This is a genomic window from Streptomyces sp. NPDC054794, assembly GCF_053611585.1.
Genome location: NZ_JBSHAQ010000007.1, coordinates 126273 through 141042, shown reverse-complemented (window position 1 = coordinate 141042; position 14770 = coordinate 126273). Strand labels below are relative to the sequence as shown.

Sequence of the window (14770 nt, the reverse complement as noted above, 5' to 3'; positions counted from 1 at the left end):
ACCAATCAATCAGTCAATCAATCAGCACCGCTTACCAATACTCCTTAGAAGAATTAAGTGGAGCTTCACGGTGGCTCTGCCGAGACTACTCCCATGACGACCACGGACAGTCCCACCGCTCCCTTCGGCCGCACCCTCTGCGCGATGATCACGCCGTTCACCGAGGCGGGCGCGCTGGACCTCGACGGCGCCCGGCTGCTGGCCGGGCGGCTGGTGGCGGAGGGCTGCGACGGTCTGGTACTCAACGGCACGACGGGTGAGTCGCCGACCACGACGGACGCGGAGAAGGCGGAGCTGGTCCGGGCCGTCCGGGAGGCCGTCGGCGACGGGACCCCGATCGTCGCGGGCGTCGGCACCTCCGACACCCGACACACCGTCGAGCTGGCCCTCGCCGCCGAAAAGGCGGGCGCCGACGGGGTGTTGGTGGTGACCCCGTACTACAGCAAGCCGCCGCAGGAGGCCGTGGAGGCGCACTTCCGCGAGGTCGCCGACGCGAGCGGTGTGCCGGTGATGCTGTACGACATCCCTGGCCGCACCGGCACCCGGATCGAGCCCGAGACGATGATCCGGCTCGCCGACCACCCCCGGATCGTGGCGGTCAAGGACTGCTCCTACGACTTCCTCGGCACCCAGAAGGTGCTGGCGCGCACGGAGTTGGCGTACTACGCGGGCTGCGACGAACACGTCCTCGCCCTGTACGCGGTGGGCGCCGCGGGCTGCGTCAGCACGGTCGCGAACGTCGCACCGCGCCGCATCGCGGAGATCCTGGAGGCGTTCGCGGCCGGCGACACGGCCCGTGCCGCCCGTCTCCAGCGGCGGGTGACGCCGCTGATCGAGGCGATGATGGACGGGGGCCTGCCGGGCGCGGTCACCAGCAAGGCCCTGCTGACCGAACTCGGCCTGCCCGCAGGCCCGTTGCGCGCCCCGCTGCGACCCGCCACCCGTGCGACGATCAACGGACTGCTCGCGGTCTACGAGGAGTGCACCGCGTCGGCGTGATCAGCGCCCTCGCCCCGCCCCCGAAAATTCCGACCGGCCCGCCCTCCCGCTGTCGTACGTTGTCCCCGTGAGCCACCCCCACGCCCGCCCCCTCCTCTTCCTCGACGTCGACGGGCCCCTGAACCCGTACGCGGCCAAGCCGGAGCGGCGTCCGGAGGGCTATACGACGATCCGGGTGGCCCTGCATCCCGGGCGCGCCCTGCGGGTCTGGCTGAACCCGGACCACGGTCCGGCCCTGCTGCGGCTCGGCTACGAGCTGTGCTGGGCCACGACCTGGATGGACGCGGCCAACCGCTGGATCGCCCCGGTCGTCGGCCTGCCCGACCTCCCGTACGTCGACTTCGGCACCGGCCTGTTCGCCGAGCGTCCCGACGGCGTGCACTGGAAGACGGAGGCGATCGTGTCGTACGCGCAGGGCCGCCCCTTCGCCTGGGTGGACGACGAGCAGAGCCCCGCCGACACGGTCTATGTGCGGGCCCACCATCCCGGCCCGGCCCTGCTCCACCACGTCAATCCCAGGATCGGTCTGCGCGAGGACGACTTCGCGGCACTGGCGGCGTTCGTGGCCCTGTGACACGCCTGTGACAGTCGGCGGACACCGCCATGACGTCTCCCGACCAGGCTTCTTAAAGCGGACATAAGCCACTAACCCGACTTAAGTCCCCTGCTTCCGAGGACGCGAGCAGCCAGGCCCGAGCCGATCCGTCGAAGGAATTCCCATGAGCCTCACCCTCACCACGCAGCACACCGAAGCCGCCGAGACCGCGCTGGCTCCGCGTGAGCGGGAGACTCTCCGGCACATCGCCGCGGGACGCACCTACCTGCAGACGGCCCGCTCCATGGGCCTCTCCAAGCACACGGTCGACGCCTACCTCCGCCGCATCCGCGCCAAGCTCGATATCACCACCACCGCCGAGCTCACCCGCCTGGCCATCTCCCTGGGCCTGTGACCCCGCCCCACGACACACGAGCGCCCTCCCGGCCACCTGGCCCGGGAGGGCGCTCGACGACCGGCGAAGATCAGTTGTGGCTGTGCAGGATCTCGTTCAGGCCGCCCCAGACCGCATTGTTCGGGCGGGCCTCGACCGCGCCCGTGACCGAGTTGCGGCGGAAGAGGATGTTGGAGGCGCCGTTCAGTTCGCGGGCCTTGACGATCTGGCCGTCGGGCATGGTGACGCGGGTGCCGGCGGTGACGTAGAGGCCGGCCTCGACCACGCACTCGTCGCCGAGCGCGATGCCCACGCCCGCCTCGGCGCCGACCAGGCAGCGCTCGCCGATGGAGATGATCACGTTGCCGCCGCCGGACAGGGTGCCCATGGTGGAGGCGCCGCCGCCGATGTCCGAGCCGTCGCCGACCACGACGCCCGCCGAGATACGGCCCTCGACCATGGAGGTGCCGAGCGTGCCCGCGTTGAAGTTCACGAAGCCCTCGTGCATGACCGTGGTGCCCTCGGCGAGGTGGGCGCCGAGGCGGACCCGGTCGGCGTCGGCGATGCGGACGCCCTTCGGGGCCACGTAGTCCGTCATGCGCGGGAACTTGTCGATCGAGGTGACCTGGAGGTGCAGGCCCTCGGCGCGGGCGTTCAGGCGAACCTTCTCGATGTCGTCGACGGCGACCGGGCCGAGCGAGGTCCAGGCGACGTTGGCGAGGAAGCCGAACATGCCCTCCAGGCTCTGGCCGTGCGGCTTGACCAGGCGGTGGGACAGCAGGTGCAGGCGCAGGTAGACGTCGTGCGCGTCGATCGGCTTCGCGTCGAGGGCGGAGATGACCGTGCGGACCGCGACCACCTCGACGTTGCGGCGCGCGTCCGGGCCGATCGCCTGCGCCGCGCCCTCACCGAGCAGCTCCACGGCCTGCTCGACGGAGAGCGACTCGGTGCCGGACGGACCGGGCTCCGCGACGAGCTCGGGAGCGGGGAACCAGGTGTCGAGGACGGTGCCGTCGGCGGCGACGGTGGCGAGGCCGGCGGCCACGGCACCGGTGGGACGGGGAGCGTTCGTGTCGGTCATGAGGGAAAACCTAACGTGACGGGGCTCGCGCGGGCGAACCGGTGCCGGGGGCGTCTCAGGTGCCGGGCGCGGGTTCAGGGGATCACCCGAGCCAGCATCTCGCGGGCGTACTCCTCGTCGTACGGAGCGCCGGTCAGCAGCACCTGAAGACAGATGCCGTCCATCAACGCGAGCAGCGCCCGGGCCGTGGCCGCGTCGGTGCGGTGGGCGAGGCGGGCCGCCGTCTCCTCCGTCCACTCGGCCGCGACCGGTCGCAGCGCGGGACGCCGCAGCGCCGCCAGATACAGCTCGTACTCCAGCTCCACGCCCGTACGCTCCCCGCCGAGCCACTCCCCGAGCGCCCGGGCGAGGTCCGTCGCGAGGTCGGTCGGGTCGCCGCGGCCGGCCTCCGGCAGCCACTCGACCAGCACCTTGGCGAAGCCCTCGTTGACCTGCCGCAGCGCGGCGACCAGCAGCTCGTCGAGGGTCGCGAAGTGGTATGTCGTGGAGCCCAGCGGGACGTCCGCCGCGGCGGCGACCGAGCGGTGGCTCAGGCCCGCGATGCCCTTCTCCCCGACCACCCGGATCGCCGCGTCGATGATCCGCTGCCGCCGCTCCGGGTCGTAACGCCGGGGCATCAGTGGGCGCCGCCCAGATTGAGGACGACCACGCCCGCGACGATCAGCAGGAGACCGGCGACCTTGGTCGCGCTCAGCCCCTCGCCGAACAGCATCAGGCCTATCACCGCGATCGTCGCGGTGCCCACCCCGGCCCAGATCGCGTACGCCGTACCGATCGACAGGGACTTGAGGGTCCGCGCGAGCAGGACGAAGGAGACGAGGTAGCCGAGGGCGGTCAGCACGGAGGGCCAGAGCCTGCTGAAACCGTCGCTGTACTTCATCGCCGTCGTGGCGGTCACCTCGGCGGCGATGGCGCCGGCGAGCAACAGGTATCCCATGTGTACAAGCGTACATAACGAGGGGCGTGCCGTCTGCCCACCGGGCTCGCGCGAACTCGTCGGGGACCCGCACCGGGCGCCACGTGCCACGCGCGTAGACGACATGTCCGGAACACGCTCCGTACGTCGGGCCGTAACGCTGAGCGCATAGAACTCTCGGCGACCAGTCGCTCATGTCCGTCCGGCTCCAACTTGCCTCGCTCTTCCGACTGTTGAAGGGACGCGCATGGACAGAACGCTCGGGCTCGGCGCCCGCGCGCTGGCCTCGGGACTGCTCGCCTCCGGCGCGCTGATCGCCCTCCCGCACACCGCGCACGCCGCCACCTACACGATCTCCGCGATCCAGGGCTCGACCCGGATCTCGCCCTACAACGGCTCGATGGTCACCACGACCGGCATCGTCACCGCGGTCCGCTCCACCGGTTCCTCGCGCGGCTTCTGGATCCAGAGCGCGAGCGGCGACGGCAACGCGGCGACCAGTGACGCGATCTTCGTCTACAAGGGGTCCACGACGCCGAACACCGCGGTCGGCAACAGCGTGACCGTCACCGGCAGGGTCTCCGAGTACTACCCGGACAGCGGCGCCGGCAGCCAGTCGCTCACCGAGCTCAGCGGCGCGTCCTGGACCACCAACTCCACCGGGAACAGCCTGCCTTCGCCGGTCACGATCAGCGACGCGACCGTGCCGGCCGCCTACACCCGCACCAACAACGGCGGTTCGATCACCGTCGGCCGCGTCCGCGCGCCACCACGGCAGCGCGGCGTCCACACCCTCCGCCGGGCCGTCCGCGTCCTCGAAGGACTCCGGATCGCACGACGGACCGGGCGACGGGCCGGGCGACGGATCAGGTGGTGGCGGGGGCGGCGGATCGGGCGACTCGAAGAACTCGTCCGCGCGGAAGTCCGTCCGCTCCGTCAACTACCCCGACCGCTACTGGCACATCAGCGGCGGCTACGTGCGGCTCGACCCGGTCGGCTCGGCCGGGGCCCGCCGCGACGCCACGTTCCGACTGGTCAAGGGGCTGGCGGACGCCGCCTGTTACTCCTTCGCCACGGCCGACGGCGGCTATCTGCGGCACCGCGACTTCCTGCTGCGCGCCGAACGCGACGACGGCTCCCGGCTGTTCGCGCAGGACGCCACCTTCTGCCCCCGTGCCTCCGCCCACGCGGGCGCGGTCATGCTGGAGTCGGTGAACTACCCGGGCCGCTTCCTGCGCCACCAGAACTTCCGGCTGAAGCTGGACCGGTACCAGAGCAGCGACCTGTACCGGGCGGACTCGGCGTTCCGGCTGGTCGACGGTCTGGGGTGAACACGAGAAACGGCGAGGTCCGGGCGGACCTCGCCGTTTCGTCGACGCCGGGTGGACCTCAGACGTTGAACCCGAGCGCGCGCAGCTGCTCGCGGCCGTCGTCCGTGATCTTGTCCGGGCCCCACGGCGGCATCCAGACCCAGTTGATGCGCAGCTCGTTGACGAGGCCGTCGGTGGCGGACTTGGCCTGGTCCTCGATGACGTCCGTCAGCGGACAGGCCGCCGAGGTCAGGGTCATGTCGATCGTCGCGATGTTCGCGTCGTCGATGTGGATGCCGTAGATCAGGCCGAGGTTGACGACGTCGATGCCCAGTTCGGGGTCGACGACGTCGTACAGGGCCTCGCGGAGTTCCTCCTCCGAGGCCGGCTTCGTCTCCACGGTGTCGCTCATGCGGTCTTCCTTTCGGCGTCGGCTCCGCTCAGCGCCTGGGCCGTCGCGTCCTTCCACGCCATCCAGCTCAGGAGGGCGCACTTCACACGCGCCGGGTACTTGGACACACCGGCGAACGCGACCGCGTCCTCCAGGACGTCCTCCATCGCGTCGTCCGGCTCGATCCGTCCCTTGGACTGCATCAGCTCCAGGAAGGTCTCCTGGATCTTCTGCGCGTCGGCCAGTTCCCTGCCGACGAGGAGTTCGTTCAGGACGGAGGCGGAGGCCTGGCTGATGGAGCAGCCCTGGCCCTCGTACGAGACGTCCTCGATCGTCGTACCGTCGTACTTCACTCGGAGGGTGATCTCGTCGCCGCACGTCGGGTTCACGTGGTGCACCTCGGCGTCGCCATCCCTCAGACCACGCCCGTGCGGGTGCTTGTAGTGGTCCAGGATGACTTCCTGGTACATCGAATCCAGCTTCATGCGATCGCTCGTCCCGTCAGCCGAAGAAGTTCCGTACGTGCTCCAGCCCGTCGACCAGAGCGTCGATCTCGGCCGGCGTGGAGTACAGATAGAACGACGCTCGCGTGGTCGCAGGAATTCCGTACCGCAGGCAGACGGGCCGCGCGCAGTGGTGGCCGACACGGACCGCGATGCCCTGCTCGTCGAGAACCTGGCCCACGTCGTGCGGGTGGATGTCACCCAGTGTGAAGGAGATGGCCGCCCCGCGGTCCTCGGCCGTGGTCGGGCCGATGATCCTCAGGTCCGGGACCTCCGCCAGGCGCTTGACCGCGTACTCGGTGAGCGCGTGCTCGTGGGCGAGGATCTTGTCCATGCCGATCGAGTTGAGGTAGTCGATCGCGGCGCCGAGACCGACCGCCTGGGCGATCGGGGGCGTGCCCGCCTCGAACTTGTGCGGCGCCGGGGCGTACGTCGAGGAGTGCATCGACACGGTCTCGATCATCTCGCCGCCGCCCAGGAACGGAGGCAGGTCCTCCAGCAGCTCCTGGCGGCCCCAGAGCACGCCGATGCCGGTCGGGCCGCACATCTTGTGGCCGGTGAAGGCCACGAAGTCGGCCTGCAGGGCCTGTACGTCCAGCGGCATGTGCGGCGCGGCCTGCGAGGCGTCGATGCAGACCAGCGCACCGACCTCCTGGGCGCGTCGGACTATGGCCTCGACCGGGTTGACCGTGCCCAGGATGTTGGAGACCAGGACGAAGGAGACGATCTTCGTCTTCTCCGTGATGATCTCGTCGATGTTGGAGAGGTCGAGACGGCCGTCGTCGGTCAGCCCGAACCACTTCAGCTTCGCGCCGGTGCGCTGCGCGAGCAGCTGCCACGGAACGATGTTGGAGTGGTGCTCCATCTCCGTGATGACGATCTCGGTCTCGCGGTCCACGCGGTAGGGCTCGTCGGCCCAGCCCAGCATGTTCGCCACGAGGTTGAGCGACTCGGAGGCGTTCTTGGTGAAGACCACCTCGTCGCGGCTCGGCGCGTTGATGAACTCGGCGACCTTGTCGCGGGCGCCTTCGTACAGCGCCGTGGCCTCCTCGGCGAGCACATGCACCCCGCGGTGGACGTTGGCGTTGTAGCGCTCGTAGTACTCACTCAGGGCGTCCAGCACCTGGCGCGGCTTCTGCGAGGTCGCAGCGTTGTCCAGGTACACGAGCTTCTTGCCGTCGTGGACCAGCCGGTCCAGGACGGGGAAGTCCTTGCGGATCGCCTCGGTGTCGAGGAGGCCCGGCAGCTGTGTCACGCGGATGCGCCACCCTTCGTGTAGGCCTCGTAGCCCTCGTCCTCCAGCTTGTCGGCGAGCTCGGCGCCGCCGGACTCGACGATGCGGCCGCCGGAGAAGACGTGGACGTGGTCGGGCTTGATGTAGCGCAGAATGCGCGTGTAGTGCGTGATCAGCAGGGTGCCGACCTCGCCGGTCTCACGGACGCGGTTCACACCCTCGGAGACGATCCGCAGGGCGTCGACGTCCAGGCCGGAGTCCGTCTCGTCGAGGATCGCGACCTTCGGCTTGAGCAGCTCCAGCTGGAGGATCTCGTGGCGCTTCTTCTCGCCGCCGGAGAAGCCCTCGTTGACGTTGCGCTCGGCGAAGGACGGGTCCATGTTGAGGCGCTCCATGGCCTCCTTGACCTCCTTCACCCAGGTGCGCAGCTTGGGGGCCTCGCCGCGGATCGCGGTGGCGGAGGTGCGCAGGAAGTTGGAGACCGAGACGCCGGGGACCTCGACCGGGTACTGCATCGCCAGGAACAGGCCCGCGCGGGCGCGCTCGTCGACGGACATCTCCAGGACGTCCTCGCCGTCGAGCAGCACGGTGCCGCTGGTGATCGTGTACTTCGGGTGACCCGCGAGCGAGTAGGCGAGGGTCGACTTGCCCGAGCCGTTGGGGCCCATGATGGCGTGCGTCTCGCCCTGCTTCACGGTGAGGTCGACGCCCTTGAGGATCTCCTTCGTGGCGTTGTCGGCCTCGACGGTGACGTGCAGGTCTCGGATTTCAAGCGTTGCCATGGGTGCCTCAGGACTCCTGGGTGACGGAGACGAGAACGTCGTCCCCTTCGATCTTTACGGGGTAAACGGGGACGGGGCGCGTCGCGGGGAGGCCGGACGGCTTGCCGGTGCGCAGGTCGAAGCTGGAGCCGTGCAGCCAGCACTCGATCTGGCAGTCCTCCACCTCGCCCTCGGAGAGCGAGACGTTGGCGTGCGAGCAGATGTCGTGGATCGCGAACACCTCCCCCTCGGTCTTCACGACCGAGATCGGCGTGCCGTCGAGTTCCACCCGCTTCGGGGTGTCCTCCTCCAGCTCGCTCAGCCCACAGGCGCGTACGAAGGTGCTGGTCATGCGACCGACGCCTCCAGCTCCTCCTCGATCTTGGCGATCAGGCGCTCCTCGATGTCCGCGACGCCGATCTGCTGGACCAGCTCGGCGAAGAAGCCGCGGACCACCAGGCGGCGGGCCTCGTGCTGGGGGATGCCGCGGGCCATCAGGTAGAAGAGCTGCTCGTCGTCGAAGCGGCCGGTGGCGGAGGCGTGACCGGCGCCGACGATCTCGCCGGTCTCGATCTCCAGGTTCGGCACCGAGTCGACGCGCGCGCCGTCCGTGAGGACGAGGTTGCGGTTCATCTCGTACGTGTCCGTGCCCTCGGCCTTGGCCTCGATGAGCACGTCGCCGATCCACACGGCGTGCGCCGCGTCGCCCTGCAGCGCGCCCTTGTAGACGACGTTCGACTTGCAGTGCGGGGTGTTGTGGGTGACCAGCAGGCGGTGCTCCTGGTGCTGCCCGGCGTCGGTGAAGTACAGGCCGAAGAGCTCGGCCTCGGCGCCGGTGCCCGCGTAGGTGACGCGCGGGTTCAGGCGCACGAGGTCACCGCCGAAGGTGACGACGACCGACTTGAAGGAGGCGTCGCGCCCGACGAGCGCGTTGTGCTGGGCCACGTGCACGGCCTTGTCGTCCCAGTCCTGGACGGAGACGACGGTGAGCTTGGCGCCGTCGCCCAGGATGTAGTCGACGTTGGCGGCGAGCACGGCGTCACCGGTGTGGTCGATGACGACGACGGCCTCGGCGAAGGCTCCCAGCTCGATGACCTGGTGACCGTAGGCGACCCCGCCCTGGCCGTGCACGGCGATGCGGATCGGCTCGGTGAGCACCGTCTCCTTGGGGACGGTGACCACGCCGGCCTGCTCGAACGCGGAGTAGGCCTGGGCGGCCACGCGGTCCACCGGGACGCCCGCCCTGCCGAGCCGCGCGTCGTCGCGGCCGACGCTCTCGACGGTGACGCCCTCGGGGGCGTCGACGGCGATCTTCACGCCCACGCCGTTCGCCACGGCGGTGCCGTCGTGCAGGCCCCGCAGGCGCTCCAGCGGGGTGAACCGCCACTCCTCCTCGCGGCCGTGCGGGACCGGGAAGTCCGCCACGTCGAAGGACGGGGGCGCGCTCATGCGCGTGGCGACGGTCGACTCGGCGGCCACCGCGATCTGGCCCGCGGTGGTGGAGCCCACGGGGATGTTCTGAGCCTCAGCCATGGCTGTCGTAGTGCTCGCTTTCTTACGTGAGTGGCTTGATGGAACCGCGGTCGGGGGCTAGCCCACCGCGCCTTCCATCTGGAGCTCGATCAGCCGGTTGAGCTCAAGGGCGTACTCCATCGGGAGCTCCTTGGCGATCGGCTCGACGAAGCCGCGCACGATCATCGCCATCGCCTCGAACTCGGTCAGACCGCGGCTCATCAGGTAGAAGAGCTGGTCCTCGGAGACCTTGGAGACGGTCGCCTCGTGGCCCATGGACACGTCGTCCTCGCGGACGTCCACGTAGGGGTACGTGTCGGAGCGGGAGATCGTGTCGACGAGCAGCGCGTCGCAGAGCACGTTGGACTTGGAGCCCGCGGCGCCCTCGCCGATCTCGACCAGGCCGCGGTACGAGGTACGGCCGCCGCCGCGCGCCACCGACTTGGAGACGATGTTGGACGAGGTGTTCGGCGCCATGTGGACCATCTTGGAACCGGCGTCCTGGTGCTGGCCCTCGCCCGCGAAGGCGATGGAGAGGGTCTCGCCCTTGGCGTGCTCGCCCATCAGGTAGACGGCCGGGTACTTCATCGTCACCTTGGAGCCGATGTTGCCGTCGATCCACTCCATGGTCGCGCCCTCGTACGCCACGGCGCGCTTGGTGACCAGGTTGTAGACGTTGTTCGACCAGTTCTGGATGGTCGTGTAACGGCAGCGGGCGTTCTTCTTGACGATGATCTCGACGACCGCGGAGTGCAGCGAGTCCGACTTGTAGATCGGGGCGGTGCAGCCCTCGACGTAGTGCACGTAGGCACCCTCGTCGACGATGATCAGGGTCCGCTCGAACTGGCCCATGTTCTCCGTGTTGATGCGGAAGTAGGCCTGGAGCGGGATCTCCACGTGGACGCCCGGCGGGACGTAGATGAAGGAGCCGCCCGACCACACGGCGGTGTTCAGGGAGGCGAACTTGTTGTCACCGACCGGGATGACCGTGCCGAAGTACTCCTTGAAGAGCTCCGGGTGCTCCTTCAGCGCGGTGTCGGTGTCGAGGAAGATGACGCCCTGCTCCTCCAGGTCCTCGCGGATCTGGTGGTAGACGACCTCCGACTCGTACTGGGCGGCGACACCGGCGACGAGGCGCTGCTTCTCGGCCTCCGGGATGCCCAGCTTGTCGTAGGTGTTCTTGATGTCCTCGGGCAGGTCCTCCCAGGACTCCGCCTGCTTCTCCGTGGAGCGCACGAAGTACTTGATGTTGTCGAAGTCGATGCCCGACAGGTCCGAGCCCCAGTTCGGCATGGGCTTCTTCTCGAAGAGGCGCAGGCCCTTGAGGCGGAGCTTGGTCATCCACTCCGGCTCGGACTTCTTAGCCGAGATGTCCCGGACCACGTCCTCGTTCAGACCACGCTTCGCAGAGGCGCCGGCCTCGTCGGAGTCGGCCCAGCCGTATTCGTACGTGCCCAGACCCTCGAGTTCGGGGTGGGCAGTCTCCGTGGGGAGAGTCATGCGGGGTTCCTCCCGGCCGTGCTTGCAGATGCGTCAGGTGAAATCTTGGGGATGAACGTCGTGCAGACGCCGTCGCCGTGGGCGATGGTCGCCAGTCGCTGGACGTGCGTTCCGAGCAGCTCGGCGAAGATCTCCGTCTCCGCCTCGCACAGCTGGGGGAACTGCTCCGCGACATGGGCGACCGGGCAGTGGTGCTGGCAGAGCTGCTCGCCGACCGGTGCGCTGCGCGCCGTAGCAGCGTACCCGTCGACGCTCAAGGCCTTGGCCAGCGCTTCGGCCCGCTTGTCGGGGGTGACGGCCTCGATCGCCTCGCGGTACGCGTGCGCCTGCGCGGCGATCCGAGCGCGGGCGAAGGCGGCGACCGCCTCCTGGCCGCCCTCCTGGTCGGCGATCCAGCGCAGCGCGTCCGCGGCGAGCTTGTCGTACGACTGGTCGAAGGCGTCGCGGCCGCAGTCGGTGAGGACGAAGACCTTGGCCGGGCGGCCGCGCGTCCGCGCCCCGTACACCCGCTGCTCGCGCGCCTCCACGACGTCGTCGGCGGTCAGGGCGTCCAGGTGACGTCGTACGGCCGCCTGGGTGAGGCCCAGCCGTCCGGCGAGCTCGGCGACGGTCGACGGGCCGTGGTCCAGGATGGACCGCGCGACGCGGTTGCGCGTCGAGCGCTCACCGGTCGCGAGCTCTTCATGAGGGGCCCCCGTGGGGGTCTCCGGAGCCTCGCCGACGTTTTTCACAACGCCATTGTTGCGTAATTCCTCAGAGCCTGACAAGCCGCCCCCTCGGCAGCGGACGGTGCACTGCGTCACTTAGGCATACCTAATCCGACCTGCGGAAACGATCTTCGATCGATCAAACCGATGGCATCGGCGGGGCTCTTCGGGAACACTCGCGAACCATGCCCACACCCCCTCCGACCGGCCCACTTGTCACGCGCGACACCGTCTCCGCACAGCTGCGCCTGCTGGGTGTCGAGACCGGCGAGATCCTGCTGGTGCACTCCTCGCTCAGCTCGCTCGGCTGGGTCAACGGCGGGGCCGTCACCGTCGTCCAGGGACTGCTCGACGCCCTCGGCCCCCAGGGAACGCTGGTCGTGCCGACCCAGACCGGCGACGTGTCGGACCCGGCCGTGTGGAGCAATCCGCCGGTGCCCGAGGCCTGGTGGGAGCGCATCCGCGCCACCATGCCCGAGTACGACCCGCTGCTCACGCCCTCGCGCGGGGTCGGAGTGCTCCCGGAGACCGTCCGCACCTGGCCGGGCGCCCTGCGCAGCGCGCACCCGCAGACCTCCTTCGCGGCCCTCGGCCCGCACGCGGCAGAGATCGTCGAGGGTCACGCCCCCGACTGCCGGCTCGGCGAGCGCAGCCCGCTGGCCCGGCTGGAGAAGCTGGGCGCCCGGGTGCTGCTGCTCGGCGCCGGCTACGCCGCCTGCACCTCCTTCCACCTCGCCGAGTACCGCATCCCGGCGCCCCTGGTCCGGGTGGGACGGCCCGCCCCGGGCGGCGGCTGGGAGACGGTGGTCGAGGTCTCGATCGACTCCGACCGCTTCGACGAGCTCGGCCACGACTTCGAGCGGGACCGGCCCGTGGCGCGCGGCACGGTCGGAGCGGCACAGGCACGGCTGTTCCCGGTGGCGGACGCGGTGGCCTACGCGGAGCGGTGGCTGCCGGTGCACCGACCCCGTGAGGAGGAGTTCCTGCACCCGCCCGCCTGACGGCCGGACGGCGTACCTAGACTCTGGACCCATGCGCAGTGAGCCCGCCCGCCCGTCTCCCGACCACCGCCCCTCGACGAGACGCTTCGCGCCGCACCCGCTCATCGAGGTCCAGGCCCTGGTGAAGCGGTACGGCACGAAGACCGCGGTGGACGGCCTCGACCTGGTGGCCCAGGCGGGGGTGACCGCCGTCCTCGGCCCCAACGGGGCGGGGAAGACGACCACGGTCGAGACCTGCGAGGGATACCGGAAGCCGGATTCCGGCACGGTGCGCGTCCTGGGCCTCGACCCGGTCCGGCAGTCCGCCGAGCTGCGTCCCCGCATCGGTGTGATGCTGCAGTCCGGGGGCGTGTACTCGGGCGCCAGAGCGGACGAGATGCTGCGCCACGTCGCCAAGCTGCACGCGCATCCACTGGACGTGGACGCGCTCATCGAGCGGCTCGGACTGGGCAGTACCGGCCGGACCACCTACCGCCGGCTCTCCGGCGGCCAGCAGCAGCGGCTCGCGCTCGCCATGGCCGTCGTCGGGCGCCCGGAGCTGGTGTTCCTGGACGAGCCGACCGCCGGCCTCGACCCGCAGGCCCGCCGGGCCACCTGGGAGCTGGTGCGCGACCTGCGCGCCGACGGCGTCTCGATCATCCTCACCACGCACCACATGGACGAGGCCGAGCAGCTCGCCGACGACGTCGCGATCATCGACGGCGGCCGGGTCATCGCCCAGGGCTCCCCGGAGGAGCTGTGCAAGGGCGGCGCCGAGAACACCCTGCGCTTCACCGGCCGTCCCGGCCTCGACGTGAGCTCCCTGCTCAAGGCGCTCCCGGCCGACTGCACGGCCGCCGAGCTGACCCCGGGCAGCTACCGGGTCGTCGGCAAGGTCGACCCGCAACTGCTGGCCACGGTCACCTCGTGGTGCGCCCAGCACGGGGTGATGCCGGACCGGATCTCGGTGGAACGGCACACTCTCGAAGACGTTTTTCTGGAGCTGACCGGCAAGGAGCTGCGCTCATGATTCCGGCTCACACCGAGATCGGCCGGGGGTCCGGGGGTTGTCCCCCGGGAAAGCACAGCCTGGAGCTGACCGGCAAGGAGCTGCGCTCGTGACGACCGCGACCGGTACGTACGCCCCCAAGCCGGGTGCGGCGCCCCTGCCCCGCATGATCGCGGCCCAGGCGGTGCTGGAGACGAAGATGCTGCTGCGCAACGGCGAGCAGTTGCTGCTGACGGTCGTGATCCCGACCCTGCTGCTGGTGCTCTTCAGCTCCGTGGACATCGTCGACACCGGCAAGGGCGAGGCGGTCGACTTCCTCGCCCCGGGCATCCTGGCCCTCGCCGTGATGTCCACGGCGTTCACCGGGCAGGCCATCGCGACCGGCTTCGAGCGCCGCTACGGCGTGCTCAAGCGGCTCGCCTCCTCCCCGCTGCCGCGCTGGGGTCTGATGGCCGCGAAGACGACGTCCGTGCTGGTCACCGAGGTCCTCCAGGTGATCCTGCTGACCGCGATCGCCTTCGCGCTCGGCTGGTCCCCGCACGGCAATCCCCTCGCCGTCCTGCTCCTGCTGGTCCTCGGCACGGCCGCCTTCTCGGGCCTCGGCCTGCTGATGGCCGGCACGCTGAAGGCGGAGGCGACGCTCGCCGCCGCCAACCTGGTCTTCCTGCTGCTGCTCGTGGGCGGCGGGGTGATGGTGCCGCTGGACAAGTTCGGCTCGGCCGGGGAGCAGGTGCTCGGTCTGCTGCCCATCTCCGCGCTCTCGGACGGGCTGCGGGACGTGCTCCAGCACGGGGCCGGGACGCCCTGGGGCGACCTGGGCATCCTCGCCGTCTGGGCGGTCGTCGGACTGGCGGCGGCCGGGAAGTTCTTCCGCTGGGAGTGACCCGATCGAGGTACCCCTGGTCAACCTCGGGGGCGGCCCCTCGTGAAAGCGTGCA

General features: G+C 70.0%; 18 protein-coding genes. 7 read left to right on the top strand and 11 right to left on the bottom strand.

Annotation, left to right across the window (positions count from 1 at the left end):
* Nucleotides 1-93 precede the first annotated feature (93 nt).
* The 3 genes from dapA to ACWGKT_RS09610 all read left to right on the top strand — a co-directional run bounded on the left by dapA (nucleotide 94) and on the right by ACWGKT_RS09610 (nucleotide 1949).
* A complete protein-coding gene (dapA, locus tag ACWGKT_RS09620) occupies nucleotides 94-999 on the top strand; it encodes a 4-hydroxy-tetrahydrodipicolinate synthase (RefSeq protein WP_453273134.1) in 906 nt (301 codons plus the stop codon).
* 67 nt (nucleotides 1000-1066) lie between these two features.
* Nucleotides 1067-1573: a hypothetical protein gene (locus ACWGKT_RS09615; protein ID WP_453273133.1), complete on the top strand. Its 507-nt coding sequence runs from the start codon at nucleotides 1067-1069 to the stop codon at nucleotides 1571-1573.
* Nucleotides 1574-1718: 145 nt separating this feature from the next.
* Nucleotides 1719-1949 carry a response regulator transcription factor gene (locus ACWGKT_RS09610; protein WP_235456667.1) on the top strand — a complete coding sequence of 77 codons (231 nt, stop codon included), beginning with the start codon at nucleotides 1719-1721 and terminating at the stop codon, nucleotides 1947-1949.
* A 70-nt stretch (nucleotides 1950-2019) separates the two neighbouring features.
* Here the strand turns inward: ACWGKT_RS09610 and dapD are convergent, their stop codons facing one another.
* The 3 genes from dapD to ACWGKT_RS09595 all read right to left on the bottom strand — a co-directional run bounded on the left by dapD (nucleotide 2020) and on the right by ACWGKT_RS09595 (nucleotide 3946).
* Nucleotides 2020-3009 carry a 2,3,4,5-tetrahydropyridine-2,6-dicarboxylate N-succinyltransferase gene (gene dapD / locus ACWGKT_RS09605; protein ID WP_453273132.1) on the bottom strand — a complete coding sequence of 330 codons (990 nt, stop codon included), beginning with the start codon at nucleotides 3007-3009 and terminating at the stop codon, nucleotides 2020-2022.
* Nucleotides 3010-3083: 74 nt separating this feature from the next.
* Nucleotides 3084-3626 carry a TetR/AcrR family transcriptional regulator gene (locus tag ACWGKT_RS09600; protein WP_453273131.1) on the bottom strand — a complete coding sequence of 181 codons (543 nt, stop codon included), beginning with the start codon at nucleotides 3624-3626 and terminating at the stop codon, nucleotides 3084-3086.
* Nucleotides 3626-3946 (bottom strand): DMT family transporter, encoded by a 321-nt coding sequence (locus ACWGKT_RS09595; RefSeq protein ID WP_356143140.1) that lies wholly within the window; start codon nucleotides 3944-3946, stop codon nucleotides 3626-3628. Before ACWGKT_RS09595 ends, ACWGKT_RS09600 begins: the two co-directional genes overlap by 1 nt.
* Nucleotides 3947-4902: 956 nt before the next feature.
* On the opposite strand from ACWGKT_RS09595, the gene ACWGKT_RS09590 reads away from it, so the two are divergent.
* Nucleotides 4903-5256 carry an AbfB domain-containing protein gene (locus ACWGKT_RS09590; protein ID WP_453273130.1) on the top strand — a complete coding sequence of 118 codons (354 nt, stop codon included), beginning with the start codon at nucleotides 4903-4905 and terminating at the stop codon, nucleotides 5254-5256.
* Between the two features lie 58 nt (nucleotides 5257-5314).
* Here ACWGKT_RS09590 and ACWGKT_RS09585 read toward each other — a convergent pair whose 3' ends face one another.
* From ACWGKT_RS09585 to ACWGKT_RS09550, 8 genes are read right to left on the bottom strand one after another with little or no spacing between them, the layout of a single operon-like run.
* Nucleotides 5315-5647, bottom strand: coding sequence for a metal-sulfur cluster assembly factor (locus ACWGKT_RS09585; RefSeq protein ID WP_145874896.1), 333 nt, complete (start codon nucleotides 5645-5647; stop codon nucleotides 5315-5317).
* Nucleotides 5644-6111 (bottom strand): Fe-S cluster assembly sulfur transfer protein SufU, encoded by a 468-nt coding sequence (sufU, locus tag ACWGKT_RS09580; protein ID WP_356143146.1) that lies wholly within the window; start codon nucleotides 6109-6111, stop codon nucleotides 5644-5646. Before sufU ends, ACWGKT_RS09585 begins: the two co-directional genes overlap by 4 nt.
* 16 nt (nucleotides 6112-6127) lie before the next feature.
* Nucleotides 6128-7384, bottom strand: a complete 1257-nt coding sequence (locus tag ACWGKT_RS09575; protein WP_453273129.1) for a cysteine desulfurase — start codon at nucleotides 7382-7384, stop codon at nucleotides 6128-6130.
* Entirely contained in the window at nucleotides 7381-8145 is a 765-nt protein-coding gene (gene sufC / locus ACWGKT_RS09570; protein ID WP_453273128.1) for a Fe-S cluster assembly ATPase SufC, read from the bottom strand. Before sufC ends, ACWGKT_RS09575 begins: the two co-directional genes overlap by 4 nt.
* Nucleotides 8146-8152: 7 nt before the next feature.
* On the bottom strand, nucleotides 8153-8476 hold the full coding sequence (locus ACWGKT_RS09565) for a non-heme iron oxygenase ferredoxin subunit (protein ID WP_235456657.1): 324 nt from the start codon (nucleotides 8474-8476) through the stop codon (nucleotides 8153-8155).
* Nucleotides 8473-9657: a Fe-S cluster assembly protein SufD gene (gene sufD, locus ACWGKT_RS09560; RefSeq protein WP_356143149.1), complete on the bottom strand. Its 1185-nt coding sequence runs from the start codon at nucleotides 9655-9657 to the stop codon at nucleotides 8473-8475. The genes ACWGKT_RS09565 and sufD overlap by 4 nt, the downstream gene beginning before the upstream one ends.
* 57 nt (nucleotides 9658-9714) lie before the next feature.
* Entirely contained in the window at nucleotides 9715-11136 is a 1422-nt protein-coding gene (gene sufB / locus ACWGKT_RS09555; protein ID WP_235456655.1) for a Fe-S cluster assembly protein SufB, read from the bottom strand.
* Nucleotides 11133-11867, bottom strand: a complete 735-nt coding sequence (locus ACWGKT_RS09550; protein ID WP_356143152.1) for a helix-turn-helix transcriptional regulator — start codon at nucleotides 11865-11867, stop codon at nucleotides 11133-11135. Before ACWGKT_RS09550 ends, sufB begins: the two co-directional genes overlap by 4 nt.
* A 161-nt stretch (nucleotides 11868-12028) precedes the next feature.
* Here ACWGKT_RS09550 and ACWGKT_RS09545 point away from each other — a divergent pair, with 161 nt between their 5' ends.
* From ACWGKT_RS09545 to ACWGKT_RS09535, 3 genes are all read left to right on the top strand, one after another.
* On the top strand, nucleotides 12029-12844 hold the full coding sequence (locus ACWGKT_RS09545) for an aminoglycoside N(3)-acetyltransferase (protein WP_453273127.1): 816 nt from the start codon (nucleotides 12029-12031) through the stop codon (nucleotides 12842-12844).
* A gap of 31 nt (nucleotides 12845-12875) precedes the next feature.
* Entirely contained in the window at nucleotides 12876-13853 is a 978-nt protein-coding gene (locus ACWGKT_RS09540) for an ABC transporter ATP-binding protein (RefSeq protein ID WP_453273126.1), read from the top strand.
* Between the two features lie 145 nt (nucleotides 13854-13998).
* Nucleotides 13999-14715, top strand: coding sequence for an ABC transporter permease (locus ACWGKT_RS09535; protein WP_356143187.1), 717 nt, complete (start codon nucleotides 13999-14001; stop codon nucleotides 14713-14715).
* Nucleotides 14716-14770: the final 55 nt, after the last annotated feature.